Below are 14897 nucleotides of genomic sequence, written 5' to 3'. Positions count from 1 at the left end.
TATTTTGTGGAGGCTTCGTAAAATAAATTCCGGAAAGTTTTGCTAATAACGAAAGAATCAGTAATTTTGCTGCCCATTTTGAGGATGTAATTAAAAACAATATAATAAATTAAATTATGATCGTAGTTCCATTGAAAGAAGGCGAAAACATTGAAAAAGCGCTTAAGAAATTTAAAAGAAAGTTCGAAAAGACAGGTGTGGTAAAAGAACTGAGAAGTCGTCAGGCTTTTATAAAACCCTCTGTTGAAAAGAGAAAACAAAACATGCGTGCGGTTTACGTTCAGCAATTGCAGCAGGTAGAAGAATAAAATATCCTGTCAGGCTTGTTTTATTGAATTCTTATTCCTATTTTCGTTGCATAATAGTTGATGCAACGCAGATATGTTGGTAGATTCATTTTTAGATTATCTTCGGTATGAAAGGAATTACTCCAATTATACGATAGAGGCTTATTCGAAAGATTTGCGTCAGTTCGAAGAATATGTGAAATTGAATAAGGAAAGCGTATTTGTTCCGGGAGATGTCGATGCGGATTTAGTCAGAAGTTGGATCGTTTCTTTAATGGACGAGAAGATTTCTCCGGTGTCGGTCAATCGGAAATTAAGTTCTTTGAAGTCTTTTTTTAAATTCCTTATGAAGCAGGGAAGCATCTCTGTGAATCCATTAAGGTTAATAACCGGACCGAAGACAAAAAAGCCGTTACCTTATTTTGTAAGAGATAAGGAAATGGAGTTGTTGTTGGATGGAGATGGATTTGATGAGGATTTTGAAGGTGTAAGGGATCGTCTGATACTTGAAATGCTGTATGATACAGGTATCCGCCGTTCGGAATTGATCGGAATACAAGATTCCGATGTGGATTTCGGAGCGATGCAGATACGTGTGACAGGTAAGCGTAACAAGCAGCGGTTGATTCCATTTGCAGAAGGGTTAAAGAACTTGATACAAGCATACACTGAAGTTCGAAATCGTGAAGTTGGTTCGGAGAGCGGATGGTTTTTTGTAAGAAAAAACGGGGAGCAGTTGTCGGCAGGTATCGTATATACTATAGTAAAGAAGAAACTGTCGGAGATCCCAACATTGGCGAAACGTAGCCCTCATGTATTGAGACATTCGTTTGCAACAAGTATGTTGAATAATGGAGCAGAGTTGAACGCTGTGAAAGAGTTGCTCGGACACAGTAGTTTGGCTTCAACCAGCGTTTACACACATACAACCTTTGAGGAATTAAAAAAAGTGTATCATGCTCATCCAAGAGCTAAAAAAGAAGGAGGTTAATTATGGACATTAGAATTCAAGCAATCCATTTTGACGCTACAGCGCAGTTAGAAGCGTTTATTCAGAAGAAAGTTAGTAAGTTGGAGCAATACTTCGACGGCATAATATTGGCAGAAGTAACATTAAAGGTCGTGAAGCCTGAAGCTGCTAAGAATAAAGAGGCTGCTGTACGTTTAAAAATAAAGAATGGCGATTGCTTTGCGGAGAAGGTAAACGACACTTTTGAAGAGTCAATTGACGAATGTGTTGAAGCTTTGGAAAAGCAATTAGTTAAATTCAAGGAAAAAATCAGAGCCAAATAAAAAAAACGGTAGATAAATTTGGTATGTAAGAAATAATATCTAAATTTGCAGCCGTTTCGCCTACCCGACGAAACGGCTTCTTTTAGAAAGAAGGTTTGCCTCTTTAGCTCAGTTGGCCAGAGCACGTGATTTGTAATCTCGGGGTCGTTGGTTCGAATCCGACAAGAGGCTCAAAAGAATTGAAATTTGAAATGGGCAGTTACCAGAGTGGCCAAATGGGGCTGACTGTAACTCAGCTGTCTTTCGACTTCGGTGGTTCGAATCCATCACTGCCCACTACTAAGGAACAATTCTAAGCGAGAATTGGTTCATGAAAGATTTAAAATTGCGGAAGTAGCTCAGTTGATAGAGCATTAGCCTTCCAAGCTGAGGGTCGCGGGTTTGAGCCCCGTCTTCCGCTCTTTTTATTTCGCCTGTGTAGCTCAGCGGTAGAGCACTTCCTTGGTAAGGAAGAGGTCCCGAGTTCAAGTCTCGGCACCGGCTCAAGATGATATTTAGAACATGATCATTAATCAAATAAAGAACAATTAAGTTATGGCAAAAGAGAAATTTGACAGATCGAAACCACATGTGAACATTGGTACGATTGGTCACGTTGACCACGGTAAAACAACTTTGACAGCTGCTATCACAACAGTATTGGCAAAGAAAGGTCTTTCAGAACTGCGTTCATTCGATTCTATCGACAACGCTCCTGAAGAAAAAGAAAGAGGTATTACAATTAACACTTCTCACGTAGAGTATTCGACTGCAAACCGTCACTATGCTCACGTAGACTGTCCGGGTCACGCCGACTACGTAAAGAACATGGTAACTGGTGCTGCTCAGATGGACGGTGCTATCATCGTAGTTGCTGCAACTGATGGTCCTATGCCTCAGACTCGTGAACACATCCTGTTGGCTCGTCAGGTAAACGTACCGAAGCTGGTTGTTTTCATGAACAAATGTGACATGGTTGACGACGAAGAAATGTTGGAATTGGTTGAAATGGAAATGAGAGAACTTCTTTCTTTCTATGATTTCGATGGTGACAACACTCCGATCATCCGTGGTTCTGCTCTGGGTGCATTGAATGGCGACCCGAAATGGGAAGACAAAGTTATGGAGTTGATGGAAGCTGTTGATACATGGATTCCTCTGCCTCCGCGCGATGTTGATAAACCTTTCTTGATGCCGGTTGAAGACGTGTTCTCTATCACTGGTCGTGGTACTGTAGCAACAGGTCGTATTGAAGCAGGTATCGTAAAAGTTGGTGAAGAAGTTCAGATCATCGGTCTGGGTGCTGACGGAAAGAAATCAGTTGTAACTGGTGTTGAAATGTTCCGTAAGCTGTTGGATCAGGGTGAAGCTGGAGACAACGTAGGTTTGTTGCTTCGTGGTATCGACAAGAACGAAATCAAACGTGGTATGGTTATCTGCCATCCGGGCAAGGTTAAAGAACACTCTCGCTTCAAAGCTGAGGTTTATATCCTGAAAAAAGAAGAAGGTGGTCGTCACACTCCGTTCCACAACAAATATCGTCCTCAGTTCTATATCCGTACATTGGACGTAACAGGTGAAATTACTCTTCCAGAAGGAACTGAAATGGTTATGCCTGGTGATAACGTAACAATCGACGTTGAACTGATCTACCCGGTAGCTTGTAACGTAGGTCTTCGTTTCGCAATCCGCGAAGGTGGACGTACAGTAGGTGCTGGTCAGATTACAGAATTAGAAAACTAATTCATACATAAATCATGTAGCCAGTCTGTAACATGACTGGCTATTTTTACGGAAGTAGCTCAGTTGGTAGAGCACTGGTCTCCAAAACCAGGTGTCGGGAGTTCGAGCCTCTCCTTCCGTGCTAAAAATCTATAGATTCGATGAAAAAGATAATTACTTATATTAAGGAATCTTATAACGAACTTGTTTATAAAGTTTCTTGGCCTACTAGAACAGAGCTTTCCAATAGTGCTGTGGTTGTTATGTTTGCTTCCCTTATAATTGCAGCAGTAATCTTTGTTGTGGACTTAGGCTTCGAAAGCGTAATGCGTTTCTTCTACGAGAAAATCTTTTAATCAGTTTTAGATATGTCTGATATCCAAAAGAAATTTTATGTTCTGCGTGCCATCAGTGGTAAGGAGAATAAAGTCAGAGAGTATCTCGAGGCTGAGTTGAAGAACACAGATCTGGGTGAATATGTCAACCAGGTTCTGATACCTACGGAGAAGACTTTTACGGTGCGTAATGGTAAGAAAGTGATGAAAGAAAGAGCTTACTTGCCGGGTTATGTATTGGTAGAAGCTGCATTAGTCGGAGAAGTCGCTCATCGATTAAGAAACATTCCCAATGTAATCGGATTTTTGGGTGGGTCTGATAACCCGGTTCCGTTGCGTCCTTCTGAAGTGAATCGTATTTTAGGTACGGTTGACGAATTGCAGGATCAACAGGAAGAACTGGATGTCCAATTTTATGTTGGCGAGAGTGTTAAGATCACCTTCGGACCGTTCAGCGGTTTTACTGGTGTAATCGAAGAAGTCAACGCCGAGAAAAAGAAACTTAAAGTGATGGTGAAGGTCTTCGGACGTAAAACCCCGCTTGAGTTGGGTTATATGCAAGTTGAGAAGGAGTAATACTTTTGTTACGAGAAGTATTTTCTTTCTGTTATTGATGTTATATATCTAAATTTTAGAAAAATGGCTAAAGAAGTTGCTGGACAAATCAAATTGCAGATTAAAGGAGGAGCAGCAAACCCTTCTCCCCCAGTAGGACCTGCCTTAGGTTCTAAGGGTATTAATATTATGGAGTTTTGCAAGCAATTTAATGCCAGAACCCAAGACAAGGCTGGTAAGATATTACCTGTGGTAATTACTTACTATGCTGATAAGTCTTTCGACTTTGTCGTTAAAACCCCTCCTGTTGCTATCCAGTTATTGGAAGCATCTAAACAGAAGAGTGGTTCTGCTGAGCCGAACCGTAAGAAGATTGCAGAAATCTCTTGGGATCAGGTAAAAACTATTGCAGAAGACAAACTGGTCGACTTGAACTGTTTTACTGTTGAAGCTGCCATGAAAATGGTTGCCGGAACAGCTAGAAGTATGGGTATAACTGTTAAAGGGACATTCCCGGGTAATAATTAATAAACTTCAATTGAAATGAGTAAACTGACAAAAAATCAAAAGTTGGCTTTGGGCAAGATTGAAGCTGGGAAAGCATATACATTAAAAGAAGCATCAGCATTAGTAAAAGAAATTACTACTTCTAAGTTTGATGCATCTGTAGATGTGGATGTTCGTTTAGGAGTTGACCCCCGTAAGGCCAATCAAATGGTTAGAGGCGTGGTTTCATTGCCTCACGGAACAGGAAAACAAGTTAGGGTTCTCGCATTATGTACACCAGACAAGGAAGCTGAAGCAACTGCTGCTGGAGCTGACTATGTTGGCTTGGATGAGTATATAGACAAAATTAAAGGTGGTTGGACTGATATTGACGTTATCATCACTATGCCTTCTATCATGGGTAAGATCGGTGCTTTAGGTCGTGTATTAGGCCCTCGTGGTTTGATGCCTAACCCTAAGAGCGGTACGGTTACCAATGAAATCGGCAACGCAGTGAAGGAAGTTAAGCAAGGTAAGATCGACTTTAAAGTAGACAAATCTGGTATCGTTCATACATCAATCGGAAAGGTATCTTTCAATGCCGATCAGATTCGTGATAACGCTAAGGAATTTATTTCAACTCTTTTGAAGTTGAAACCGTCTGCAGCTAAAGGTACATATATAAAGAGCATTTATCTTTCTAGTACAATGAGCGCGGGTATTAAGATTGACCCGAAATCAGTTGAAGAAAACTAATTTAAAATTGTTGGACAATGAAAAAGGAAGATAAAGGCATAGTTATAAGCCAGCTTACAGAAACTGTAAAGGAATATCCTAATTTCTATTTGACTGATATCGAAGCATTGGATGCTGAGAAAACAAGCAAATTGAGAAGAGAATGTTTCAAACAGGAAATCAAGTTGGTTGTTGTTAAGAACAACTTGCTTAAAAAAGCACTGGAAAATGTAGGTGGTGATTTCTCACCGCTGCAGGTTGCTTTGAAAGGCAATACAGCTGTTATGTTTTCACAGACAGCTAACGCTCCTGCTCGTCTGATAAAAGAATTTACTAAAGGTGCCAAGAAAGGCGAAGTGGCTAAACCGGAATTGAAAGCTGCCTATGTACAGGAAAGTTTCTATGTCGGTGCTGAAAACCTGGAAGCCCTTGTAAATATCAAGAGCAAAAACGAACTTATCGGCGACGTTATTGCATTGTTGCAATCTCCGGCGAAGAACGTTATCTCTGCTCTTCAGTCATCAGGACAAACTATCCATGGTCTGTTGAAGACTTTGGAAGAAAGATAATTATTTAATATTTTACAGTAAACAATCATTTAAATCATACAAAAATGGCAGATTTGAAAGCTTTTGCAGAACAATTAGTAAACCTGACCGTAAAAGAAGTTAGCGAACTGGCTACAATCCTTAAAGAAGAATATGGTATTGAACCTGCTGCTGCAGCTGTTGCTGTTGCTGGTCCTGCTGCTGGTGGCGCTGCTGCTGCAGAAGAAGAAAAGACTTCTTTCGATGTAATTTTGAAAGCAGCTGGTGCTAATAAATTGGCTGTTGTTAAGGCAGTAAAAGAATTAACTGGTCTTGGTTTGAAAGAAGCTAAAGATTTAGTTGACGGTGCACCTAGCGCAATCAAAGAAGGAATCGCTAAAGCTGACGCTGAAGGATTAAAGAAACAGTTGGAAGAAGCTGGAGCTGAAGTTGAGCTTAAATAGTATTTATAACCTGGTTTCCAGGTGATTTGGTTAAGAGTCTCCCTAAAAGGAGATTCTTAACCTTTTTGTGTCTATAATTTCAATAAGTTCAATAAATTCCTTACTAGATGTCTTCAACAGCTGAAAACCAAAGAGTTAATTTTGCTTCGATTAAGAATCAGTTTCCGTATCCGGACTTTCTCGAAGTTCAATTGAAGTCATTCCAAGACTTTCTTCAACTTGACACACCTCCTGAGAAGAGAAAGAAGGAGGGTTTGTATAAGGTGTTTGCAGAGAATTTCCCTATTGCAGATACCAGAAACAACTTTGTGTTGGAGTTCTTAGATTACTATATCGATCCGCCCCGTTACTGCATAGATGAATGTATTGCCCGCGGATTAACCTATAGTGTGCCTTTAAAAGCAAAGTTAAAACTGTATTGTACAGACCCGGATCATGAGGATTTCGATACGGTTATCCAGGATGTATATCTGGGCCCGATCCCTTATATGACTGATCGCGGTACTTTTGTGATAAATGGTGCTGAGCGTGTTGTTGTTTCACAGTTACATCGTTCTCCGGGCGTATTCTTTGGTCAGAGTACACATGCCAACGGAACGAAATTGTATTCAGCACGTATCATTCCGTTTAAAGGCTCATGGATCGAATTTGCAACAGACATTAACAATGTGATGTATGCATATATCGACCGTAAAAAGAAATTACCTGTAACTACCCTTTTAAGAGCTATTGGTTTTGAAAGCGATAAAGATATTCTTGAAATCTTTAACCTGGCTGAAGAAGTAAAAGTTTCAAAAGCAAACCTGAAGAAACTGATCGGTCGTAAGCTGGCTGCCCGTGTATTGAAAACCTGGGTGGAAGATTTCGTAGATGAAGATACTGGCGAAGTTGTTTCTATTGAACGTAATGACGTTATCATCGACCGTGAATCGGTGTTGGATAGCGACAGTATTGAAGCAATTCTGGAATCAGGTACACAAAATGTATTGTTACATCGTGAAGACCAGAATCTTTCAGATTATGCAATCATCTATAATACGCTTCAGAAAGACCCCAGTAACTCTGAAAAAGAGGCTGTATTATATATTTACCGTCAGTTGCGTAATGCAGAACCTGCAGACGAAGCAAGTGCCCGTGAAGTTATACAGAACCTGTTCTTCTCTGAAAAACGTTATGATTTAGGTGAAGTAGGCCGTTATAGGATTAATAAAAAGTTGAACCTTACTACCAGTGATGATGTTAAGGTTTTGACAAAAGAAGATATAATCGAGATCATCAAGTATCTGATCGAATTGATTAACTCAAAAGCGATCGTGGATGATATCGACCATTTAAGTAACCGTCGTGTTCGTACTGTAGGTGAACAGTTATACAACCAGTTCGGTATCGGTCTGGCTCGTATGTCACGTACTGTACGTGAGCGTATGAACGTTCGCGACAATGAAGTATTTACTCCGATCGATTTGATTAACGCGAAGACTATCTCTTCTGTGGTTAACTCCTTCTTCGGAACGAATGCTTTGTCGCAGTTTATGGACCAGACAAACCCGTTGGCTGAAATTACTCACAAACGTCGTCTGTCTGCCCTTGGACCGGGTGGTTTGTCAAGAGAGCGTGCCGGATTCGAGGTTCGTGACGTTCACTATACACACTATGGCCGTCTTTGTCCGATTGAAACACCGGAAGGACCGAACATTGGTTTGATCTCTTCTCTTTGTGTGTATGCAAAAATCAATGACCTGGGATTTATATCTACCCCATATCGTAAAGTTGTGGATGGTAAGGTAGATTTTTCAGAAGATTCTTTGCAATATTATACAGCGGAAGAGGAAGAAGAAATGACCATTGCACAGGGTAATGCTCCGTTGGATGAAAACGGTAAGTTTATTCTAGAAAGGGTTAAAGCTCGTTTTGAAGCAGACTTCCCTGTTGTGCCGCCTTCAGAAGTAGATTTGATGGACGTTGCTCCGCAGCAGATTGCTTCTATCGCAGCTTCTTTGATTCCGTTCCTGGAACATGATGATGCTAACCGTGCATTGATGGGATCTAACATGATGCGCCAGGCAGTTCCTTTGTTGCGTACGGATGCTCCGATCGTTGGTACAGGTATCGAAGCACAGGTTGCTCGCGACTCCCGTACTCAGATTATGGCAGAACGTGCCGGTGAAGTTGTTTTTGTTGATGCAACTTGTATCAAGATTAAATATGACCGTACTGAAGACGAAGATTTCGTAAGCTTCGAAGATGCGGTTAAGACCTATGTTATTCCGAAGTGGCGTAAGACTAACCAGAGTACGACTGTAGACCTTCGTCCGATTTGTCACCGTGGCCAACGTGTAGAGGCTGGTGATATCCTGACTGAGGGTTATTCGACTCAACTGGGTGAACTTGCTTTGGGACGTAACGTGAAAGTGGCTTACATGCCTTGGAAAGGTTACAACTATGAGGATGCTATCGTACTGAACGAACGTATGGTTCGTGAGGACTTCTTTACTTCTGTTCACGTGGATGAATATATCCTAGAAGTGCGCGAAACTAAACGTGGTATGGAAGAGCTTACATCCGATATCCCTAATGTTAGTGAAGAGGCTACCAAAGATTTGGATGAAAGAGGTATTGTTCGTGTGGGTGCCCGTATCGAACCGGGTGACATTCTGATCGGTAAGATTACTCCGAAGGGCGAATCGGATCCTTCTCCTGAAGAAAAATTGCTGCGTGCAATCTTCGGTGATAAGGCTGGTGATGTGAAAGATGCTTCTTTGAAAGCGACTCCGTCTCTTCGTGGTGTTGTTATCGATACGGCTTTATTCTCTAAAGCTGTTAAGAAACGTAAGTCTAGATTGACAGATAAGGCTATTCTTCCGAAGTTGGATGAAGAATACGAAATGAAGATGGCCGACCTGAAGAACTTACTGGTAGAAAAGTTATTGACGCTTACTAACAATAAAGTTTCTCAGGGTGTTAAAGACTACATGAATACTGAAGTGATTGCGAAGGGCGCTAAGTTTGGTCGCAAGGCTTTGGAAGATCTGGATTACAATGCTGTTCAGGTTAGTAAATGGACTGCCGATGCTGATAAGAACGAACTTATCAAGCAGGTGATCCTGAACTATCTGAAGAAATATAAAGAACTGGATGCCGAACTGAGACGTAAGAAATTCGACCTTACTATCGGTGATGAACTGCCGACAGGTATCGTTCAGATGGCAAAGGTTTACATTGCTAAGAAACGTAAGATTCAGGTAGGTGATAAGATGGCCGGTCGCCACGGTAACAAAGGTATTGTTTCCAAGATCGTTCGTCAGGAAGATATGCCGTTCCTGGAAGACGGAACTCCGGTTGATATCTGCTTGAACCCGCTGGGTGTGCCTTCCCGTATGAACCTGGGACAGATTTTTGAAGCAGTATTAGGTTGGGCCGGTAGAACGATGGGAGTGAAGTTTGCTACTCCGATTTTCGACGGTGCATCACTGGATGACCTGAACGAGATGACTGACAAAGCTGGTATTCCTCGGTATGGTAAATCTTACCTGTACGATGGTGGAACCGGTGAGCGTTTCGACCAGCCGGCAACCGTAGGTGTTACGTACTTCCTGAAACTGGGTCACATGGTTGATGATAAGATGCACGCCCGTTCAATCGGTCCGTACTCTTTGATTACTCAACAGCCTCTGGGTGGTAAAGCTCAGTTTGGTGGTCAGCGTTTCGGAGAAATGGAAGTTTGGGCACTGGAAGCCTTCGGTGCCGCACATGTTCTTCAGGAAATTCTTACAATTAAGTCTGACGACGTTGTAGGACGTTCTAAAGCTTACGAAGCAATTGTGAAGGGTGATCCGATGCCACAACCGGGTATTCCGGAATCTCTGAATGTATTGCTCCATGAGCTGAGAGGTTTAGGTTTAAGCTTTACTCTGGATTAATTCAACAACAATATAAGTAGGTGGGTTTCGGCTCATCTACTTTATCTATTGATAACTCTTTATAAATAAACAATATGGCCTTTAGAAAAGAAAACAAGATAAAGAGTAACTTTTCAAAAATAACCATCGGTCTGGCTTCTCCTGAAGAGATTCTTGAAAACTCTAGTGGTGAAGTTCTGAAACCGGAAACGATTAACTATCGTACGTACAAACCTGAGCGCGACGGTCTTTTCTGCGAACGTATCTTCGGTCCGATCAAGGACTATGAGTGTCATTGCGGAAAATACAAGCGTATCCGTTATAAAGGTATTGTCTGCGATCGTTGCGGGGTAGAAGTTACAGAGAAGAAAGTGCGTCGCGAACGTATGGGACATATCCATCTGGTTGTTCCTGTCGCTCATATCTGGTATTTCCGTTCTCTACCCAACAAAATCGGGTATCTGTTAGGCTTGCCTACCAAGAAACTGGATTCTATCATTTATTATGAACGTTATGTGGTTATTCAGCCGGGTTGTGTAGACACTGTTGCTGAATTAGACCTGCTTTCGGAAGAAGAATACTTGCAGATTCTGGATAACCTGCCAAAGGAAAACCAGATGCTGGAAGATACGGATCCTAACAAGTTCATTGCAAAGATCGGTGCTGAAGCCGTTTATGATTTGCTGGCTCGTCTGGATTTGGATTCTCTATCTTACGAACTGCGTCACCGTGCAAGTACGGACGGTTCACAGCAACGTAAGAACGAAGCGTTGAAACGTTTGCAGGTTGTTGAATCTTTCCGTGCATCCAGAGGCCGTAACAAACCGGAATGGATGATCGTAAAGGTCGTTCCTGTTATTCCGCCGGAATTGCGTCCGTTGGTTCCGTTGGATGGCGGACGTTTCGCTACATCCGACTTGAATGATTTGTATCGTCGTGTTATTATCCGTAATAACCGTCTGAAACGATTAATCGATATTAAGGCTCCGGAAGTAATCTTACGTAATGAAAAACGTATGCTTCAGGAAGCTGTGGACTCTCTGTTCGACAACTCTCGTAAATCGAGTGCCGTTAAGACAGATGCTAACCGTCCGTTGAAGTCATTGTCCGACAGTTTGAAAGGTAAACAAGGTCGTTTCCGTCAGAACTTGTTAGGTAAACGTGTTGACTACTCTGCCCGTTCGGTTATCGTTGTAGGTCCTGAATTAAAAATGCATGAGTGCGGTCTGCCGAAGAATATGGCTGCCGAACTTTATAAACCTTTCGTTATCCGTAAATTGATCGAACGCGGTATCGTTAAAACGGTTAAGTCTGCCAAGAAGATTGTGGACCGTAAGGAACCGGTTGTTTGGGATATCCTGGAATATGTAATGAAAGGTCACCCTGTGTTGCTGAACCGTGCACCGACACTGCACCGTTTGGGTATCCAGGCATTCCAGCCTAAACTGATCGAAGGTAAGGCTATCCAGTTGCACCCGTTGGCTTGTACGGCATTCAACGCCGACTTCGACGGTGACCAGATGGCTGTTCACTTGCCTTTAGGAAATGAAGCTGTACTGGAAGCACAGATGCTGATGCTTGCTTCTCATAACATTTTGAACCCGGCTAATGGTGCGCCTATCACCGTTCCTTCTCAGGACATGGTGCTTGGTCTGTATTATATCACCAAGATGCGTAAGGGTACATTAGGAGAAGGTCTGGTATTCTACGGACCGGAAGAAGCGACTATTGCATATAACGAAAAGAAAGTAGATATCCATGCACCTATCAAGGTTTACGTTGATAACGTAGAAGAAGATGGCAAGCTGGTGCGTAAAATGATCGAAACATCTATCGGTCGTTTGATGGTAAATGAATTCGTTCCTTTCGAAGTTGGTTATATCAATGAAGTATTAGGAAAGAAATCTTTACGTGATATTATCGGTAAAGTAATCAAGATATGTGGTGTTGCCCGTACGGCTCAGTTCCTGGATGATATCAAGAACCTGGGTTACTACATGGCATTTAAGGGCGGTCTGTCATTCAACCTGGCCGACGTGCTTATTCCGCCAGAAAAAGATGACTTGGTAAAAGAAGGTTACGATGAAGTGGAACAGATTCTGGCTAACTATAGCATGGGTTTCATTACCTTCAACGAACGTTACAACCAGATTATCGATACTTGGACACATGTCAACAGTAAGTTGTCTAATATCCTTATGAAACAGCTTACTAATGATAACGACGGATTTAACTCTGTATTCATGATGATGGACTCTGGTGCCCGTGGTTCTAAAGAACAGATTCGTCAGTTGTCCGGTATGCGTGGTTTGATGGCAAAACCGCAGAAGAGTGGTGCTGAAGGTGGTCAGATTATTGAAAACCCAATCCTTTCAAACTTTAAAGAAGGTTTGTCTGTGTTGGAGTACTTCATCTCTACCCACGGTGCTCGTAAAGGTTTGGCCGATACCGCGTTGAAGACTGCCGATGCCGGTTACCTGACTCGTCGTCTGGTAGACGTATCGCATGACGTTATCATCAATGAAGAAGACTGTGGTACGCTTCGTGGTCTGATTTGTACGGAATTGAAGAATAACGAAGAAGTTATCGCTTCTCTGTATGAACGTATCCTGGGACGTGTATCTGTTCATGATATCCAGCATCCGTTGACTGGTGAATTGATTGTTGCTGCCGGTGAAGAAATTCGCGAAGACGCTGCTAAGCTGATCCAGGATTCTCCTATCGAAAGTGTGGAAATCCGTTCGGTACTTACCTGTGAATCCAAGAAAGGTGTTTGTGCTAAGTGTTACGGACGTAACCTGGCTACAGGCCGTATGGTTCAGAAGGGTGAAGTTGTCGGGGTTATCGCAGCACAGTCTATCGGTGAGCCGGGTACACAGTTGACACTGCGTACATTCCACGTCGGTGGTATCGCATCTAACATTGCAACAGAAAACAGTATTACATCTAAATACGACGGTATTCTGGAAATCGACGAACTTCGTGCCGTAGAAGCTGATGATGCATCAGCAGGTAAGAAGTATCAGGTAGTAGTAAGCCGTCTGGCTGAAATGCGTATCGTTGATCCGAATACGAAGATTGTATTACTGACTCATAATATCCCTTACGGTTCTAAATTGTTCTTCAATAACGGAGACAAGATTAGCAAGGGGGACGTAATTATTGAATGGGACCCGTTCAATGCCGTTATCGTATCGGAAGTTTCCGGTAAGATCGAATTTGAAAGCGTTGTAGAAGGTGTTACTTACAAAGTTGAAAGTGACGAAACTACAGGTTTGAAAGAAAAGATCATTATCGAGTCTAAGGATAAGACAAAAGCTCCGGCTGCTCACATCGTTGATGAAAACGGTAATTATCTGAAAAACTATTCATTGCCGCTGGGCGCTCACGTTGTCAAAGAGAACGGCGATCCTGTTAAGGCTGGTGAAGTTTTGGTTAAGATACCGCGTGCAGTAGGTAAGGCTGGTGATATCACCGGTGGTCTTCCCCGTGTTACCGAGTTGTTTGAAGCTCGTAACCCGTCTAACCCGGCTGTCGTTTCTGAAATCGACGGTGAAGTTGGATTCGGTAAGATCAAACGTGGTAACCGTGAAATCACTGTAACCTCTAAATTGGGTGAAGTGAAGAAGTACATGGTGCCATTGTCAAAACAGCTTTTGGTTCAGGAAAATGACTATATCCGTGCCGGTATGCCGTTGTCCGACGGTGCTATCACTCCTTCGGATATCCTTGCTATCAAGGGCCCGACGGCTGTTCAGGAATATATCGTGAACGAAGTACAGGACGTTTACCGTCTGCAGGGTGTGAAGATTAACGACAAACACTTCGAAGTTATCGTTCGTCAGATGATGCGTAAGGTAGAAGTGGTTGATCCGGGAGATACTCGCTTCCTGGAACAGCAGGTGGTTGATAAGCTGGAAGTAATGGATGAGAACGATCGTATCTGGGGCAAGAAAGTTGTTATGGATCCGGGAGATTCTCAGACAATGCAGGCTGGTCAGATCGTAACAGCCCGTAAGCTGAGAGACGAAAACAGTATGTTGAAACGTCGTGACATGAAACTTGTAGAAGTTCGTGACGCTGTTCCTGCTACTGCAAATCAGATCCTTCAGGGTATTACACGTGCTGCATTGCAGACAAACAGCTTTATGTCTGCCGCATCTTTCCAGGAAACTACGAAGGTGTTGAACGAAGCTGCTATCAACGGAAAGGTAGACCGTCTGGAAGGTTTGAAAGAAAACGTTATCTGCGGTCACTTGATCCCGGCTGGTACAGGTCAGAGAGATTTCGACAAGTTGGTTGTCGGTGCTAAAGATGAATTCGAACGTATCTTTGCCAACCGCAAGAATGTTGTTGATTTCAATGCGATGGACAGAGATGATGAGTAAATAGCTTATCATATAATATAAAAGAAGGCTTTCGGTTTATTTCCGGAAGCCTTTTTTGTTTTTAGTAATTTGCTTAATCAGTATAGAACTCTTACTTTTGTCTGTCGCCTATATTAACTAACTATATAAAGTATCATGAAACATCCATGAAATAAATTTCGTCCAAGAGAATGTAAATAGGGGGGTATTGTTTACTTTAGTGTCATTCACTCGAAAAAACGAATGCA

At 42.2% G+C, this 14897-nt stretch carries 12 protein-coding genes and 5 tRNA genes; all 17 read left to right on the top strand.

Annotation, left to right across the window (positions count from 1 at the left end; translation table 11 throughout):
• The first annotated feature begins 116 nt into the window (after positions 1 to 116).
• The 17 genes from rpsU to rpoC all read left to right on the top strand — a co-directional run bounded on the left by rpsU (position 117) and on the right by rpoC (position 14670).
• Positions 117 to 308 (top strand): 30S ribosomal protein S21, encoded by a 192-nt coding sequence (gene rpsU, locus C825_RS24105; protein ID WP_007654191.1) that lies wholly within the window; start codon positions 117 to 119, stop codon positions 306 to 308.
• A gap of 73 nt (positions 309 to 381) precedes the next feature.
• Positions 382 to 1278 carry a tyrosine recombinase XerC gene (locus C825_RS24100; protein WP_010800485.1) on the top strand — a complete coding sequence of 299 codons (897 nt, stop codon included), beginning with the start codon at positions 382 to 384 and terminating at the stop codon, positions 1276 to 1278.
• Between the two features lie 2 nt (positions 1279 to 1280).
• Complete coding sequence (hpf, locus tag C825_RS24095; protein WP_007654185.1) at positions 1281 to 1580, top strand: ribosome hibernation-promoting factor, HPF/YfiA family; 300 nt, start codon at positions 1281 to 1283, stop codon at positions 1578 to 1580.
• A 97-nt stretch (positions 1581 to 1677) separates the two neighbouring features.
• Positions 1678 to 1751, top strand: a tRNA-Thr gene (locus C825_RS24090).
• Between the two features lie 22 nt (positions 1752 to 1773).
• Positions 1774 to 1856, top strand: a tRNA-Tyr gene (locus C825_RS24085).
• 51 nt (positions 1857 to 1907) lie between these two features.
• Positions 1908 to 1980: transfer RNA gene (locus tag C825_RS24080), tRNA-Gly, on the top strand.
• A gap of 11 nt (positions 1981 to 1991) precedes the next feature.
• A tRNA-Thr gene (locus C825_RS24075) sits at positions 1992 to 2063 on the top strand.
• Between the two features lie 51 nt (positions 2064 to 2114).
• Positions 2115 to 3302, top strand: coding sequence for an elongation factor Tu (tuf, locus tag C825_RS24070; protein WP_010800484.1), 1188 nt, complete (start codon positions 2115 to 2117; stop codon positions 3300 to 3302).
• Positions 3303 to 3350: 48 nt separating this feature from the next.
• Positions 3351 to 3423 (top strand) — tRNA-Trp (locus tag C825_RS24065).
• Positions 3424 to 3442: 19 nt separating this feature from the next.
• Entirely contained in the window at positions 3443 to 3637 is a 195-nt protein-coding gene (gene secE, locus C825_RS24060; RefSeq protein WP_007654183.1) for a preprotein translocase subunit SecE, read from the top strand.
• A 12-nt stretch (positions 3638 to 3649) separates the two neighbouring features.
• Complete coding sequence (gene nusG / locus C825_RS24055) at positions 3650 to 4192, top strand: transcription termination/antitermination protein NusG (RefSeq protein ID WP_010800483.1); 543 nt, start codon at positions 3650 to 3652, stop codon at positions 4190 to 4192.
• Between the two features lie 63 nt (positions 4193 to 4255).
• The gene (gene rplK / locus C825_RS24050) at positions 4256 to 4699 is read left to right on the top strand and encodes a 50S ribosomal protein L11 (protein WP_007654181.1); all 444 of its coding nucleotides are present in this window, start codon (positions 4256 to 4258) and stop codon (positions 4697 to 4699) included.
• 15 nt (positions 4700 to 4714) lie between these two features.
• Positions 4715 to 5413, top strand: coding sequence for a 50S ribosomal protein L1 (gene rplA / locus C825_RS24045; protein ID WP_007654180.1), 699 nt, complete (start codon positions 4715 to 4717; stop codon positions 5411 to 5413).
• 17 nt (positions 5414 to 5430) lie between these two features.
• On the top strand, positions 5431 to 5961 hold the full coding sequence (gene rplJ / locus C825_RS24040) for a 50S ribosomal protein L10 (RefSeq protein ID WP_007654179.1): 531 nt from the start codon (positions 5431 to 5433) through the stop codon (positions 5959 to 5961).
• Between the two features lie 44 nt (positions 5962 to 6005).
• A complete protein-coding gene (gene rplL, locus C825_RS24035) occupies positions 6006 to 6383 on the top strand; it encodes a 50S ribosomal protein L7/L12 (protein WP_007654177.1) in 378 nt (125 codons plus the stop codon).
• Between the two features lie 107 nt (positions 6384 to 6490).
• The gene (rpoB, locus tag C825_RS24030; RefSeq protein WP_010800482.1) at positions 6491 to 10303 is read left to right on the top strand and encodes a DNA-directed RNA polymerase subunit beta; all 3813 of its coding nucleotides are present in this window, start codon (positions 6491 to 6493) and stop codon (positions 10301 to 10303) included.
• A 74-nt stretch (positions 10304 to 10377) separates the two neighbouring features.
• On the top strand, positions 10378 to 14670 hold the full coding sequence (gene rpoC / locus C825_RS24025; RefSeq protein ID WP_007654173.1) for a DNA-directed RNA polymerase subunit beta': 4293 nt from the start codon (positions 10378 to 10380) through the stop codon (positions 14668 to 14670).
• Positions 14671 to 14897 lie beyond the last annotated feature (227 nt).

The organism is Parabacteroides sp. ASF519 (assembly GCF_000364265.2).
Lineage (GTDB): Bacteria > Bacteroidota > Bacteroidia > Bacteroidales > Tannerellaceae > Parabacteroides > Parabacteroides goldsteinii.
This window is presented reverse-complemented; position numbering and strand designations above follow the sequence as displayed.

Coding starts and splice junctions, on each gene's coding strand:
- nusG (WP_010800483.1), top strand. CDS start 3,650: ATGTCTGATATCCAAAAGAAATTTTATGTTCTGCGTGCCATCAGTGGT.
- rplL (WP_007654177.1), top strand. CDS start 6,006: ATGGCAGATTTGAAAGCTTTTGCAGAACAATTAGTAAACCTGACCGTA.
- tuf (WP_010800484.1), top strand. CDS start 2,115: ATGGCAAAAGAGAAATTTGACAGATCGAAACCACATGTGAACATTGGT.
- rplJ (WP_007654179.1), top strand. CDS start 5,431: ATGAAAAAGGAAGATAAAGGCATAGTTATAAGCCAGCTTACAGAAACT.
- secE (WP_007654183.1), top strand. CDS start 3,443: ATGAAAAAGATAATTACTTATATTAAGGAATCTTATAACGAACTTGTT.
- rpoB (WP_010800482.1), top strand. CDS start 6,491: ATGTCTTCAACAGCTGAAAACCAAAGAGTTAATTTTGCTTCGATTAAG.
- C825_RS24100 (WP_010800485.1), top strand. CDS start 382: ATGTTGGTAGATTCATTTTTAGATTATCTTCGGTATGAAAGGAATTAC.
- rplK (WP_007654181.1), top strand. CDS start 4,256: ATGGCTAAAGAAGTTGCTGGACAAATCAAATTGCAGATTAAAGGAGGA.
- rpoC (WP_007654173.1), top strand. CDS start 10,378: ATGGCCTTTAGAAAAGAAAACAAGATAAAGAGTAACTTTTCAAAAATA.
- rplA (WP_007654180.1), top strand. CDS start 4,715: ATGAGTAAACTGACAAAAAATCAAAAGTTGGCTTTGGGCAAGATTGAA.
- rpsU (WP_007654191.1), top strand. CDS start 117: ATGATCGTAGTTCCATTGAAAGAAGGCGAAAACATTGAAAAAGCGCTT.
- hpf (WP_007654185.1), top strand. CDS start 1,281: ATGGACATTAGAATTCAAGCAATCCATTTTGACGCTACAGCGCAGTTA.